General features: G+C 54.2%; 1 rRNA gene. It reads right to left on the reverse strand.

Going from position 1 to position 507, the window contains the following annotated elements:
• Positions 1-3: 3 nt before the first annotated feature.
• Positions 4-507, reverse strand: a 16S ribosomal RNA gene (locus tag ACLJR2_RS23735); the annotation flags it as partial.

Consider the following 507-nt stretch of genomic DNA (forward strand, 5'->3'; position numbering starts at 1 on the left):
AGGTAAGGAGGTGATCCAACCGCAGGTTCCCCTACGGTTACCTTGTTACGACTTCACCCCAGTCATGAATCACAAAGTGGTAAGCGCCCTCCCGAAGGTTAAGCTACCTACTTCTTTTGCAACCCACTCCCATGGTGTGACGGGCGGTGTGTACAAGGCCCGGGAACGTATTCACCGTGGCATTCTGATCCACGATTACTAGCGATTCCGACTTCATGGAGTCGAGTTGCAGACTCCAATCCGGACTACGACGCACTTTATGAGGTCCGCTTGCTCTCGCGAGGTCGCTTCTCTTTGTATGCGCCATTGTAGCACGTGTGTAGCCCTGGTCGTAAGGGCCATGATGACTTGACGTCATCCCCACCTTCCTCCAGTTTATCACTGGCAGTCTCCTTTGAGTTCCCGGCCGGACCGCTGGCAACAAAGGATAAGGGTTGCGCTCGTTGCGGGACTTAACCCAACATTTCACAACACGAGCTGACGACAGCCATGCAGCACCTGTCTCAC

It is taken from the genome of Salmonella sp. SAL03688 (assembly GCF_046551895.1).
Taxonomy (GTDB): Bacteria; Pseudomonadota; Gammaproteobacteria; order Enterobacterales; family Enterobacteriaceae; genus Salmonella; species Salmonella enterica.